This is a genomic window from Vibrio sp. 1978 (assembly GCF_033344345.1).
Window position 1 is genome coordinate 1 of record NZ_JAWPOP010000184.1, and the last position, 984, is coordinate 984.

Sequence of the window (984 nt, forward strand, 5' to 3'; positions counted from 1 at the left end):
CGATTTTCTGCCGATCCTCCGGCGCACGCTGACCCGCACCGGCTTTGTCATCGACCACATCCACTACTACGCCGATGGGCACTGTTGCAAATAGTCGGTGGTGATAAACTTATCATCCCCTTTTGCTGATGGAGCTGCACATGAACCCATTCAAAGGCCGGCATTTTCAGCGTGACATCATTCTGTGGGCCGTACGCTGGTACTGCAAATACGGCATCAGTTACCGTGAGCTGCAGGAGATGCTGGCTGAACGCGGAGTGAATGTCGATCACTCCACGATTTACCGCTGGGTTCAGCGTTATGCGCCTGAAATGGAAAAACGGCTGCGCTGGTACTGGCGTAACCCTTCCGATCTTTGCCCGTGGCACATGGATGAAACCTACGTGAAGGTCAATGGCCGCTGGGCGTATCTGTACCGGGCCGTCGACAGCCGGGGCCGCACTGTCGATTTTTATCTCTCCTCCCGTCGTAACAGCAAAGCTGCATACCGGTTTCTGGGTAAAATCCTCAACAACGTGAAGAAGTGGCAGATCCCGCGATTCATCAACACGGATAAAGCGCCCGCCTATGGTCGCGCGCTTGCTCTGCTCAAACGCGAAGGCCGGTGCCCGTCTGACGTTGAACACCGACAGATTAAGTACCGGAACAACGTGATTGAATGCGATCATGGCAAACTGAAACGGATAATCGGCGCCACGCTGGGATTTAAATCCATGAAGACGGCTTACGCCACCATCAAAGGTATTGAGGTGATGCGTGCACTACGCAAAGGCCAGGCCTCAGCATTTTATTATGGTGATCCCCTGGGCGAAATGCGCCTGGTAAGCAGAGTTTTTGAAATGTAAGGCCTTTGAATCAGACAAAAGGCTGCCTCATCGCTAACTTTGCAACAGTGCCGGATTGAATATAACCGACGTGACTGTTACATTTAGGTGGCTAAACCCGTCAAGCCCTCAGGAGTGAATCATGACCGTAGTCACGACC

General features: G+C 52.8%; 1 protein-coding gene. It reads left to right on the forward strand.

The features are described from left to right. Positions 1–140 precede the first annotated feature (140 nt). Positions 141–845 carry an IS6-like element IS26 family transposase gene (locus R8N49_RS25375; protein ID WP_001067855.1) on the forward strand — a complete coding sequence of 235 codons (705 nt, stop codon included), beginning with the start codon at positions 141–143 and terminating at the stop codon, positions 843–845. Positions 846–984 lie beyond the last annotated feature (139 nt).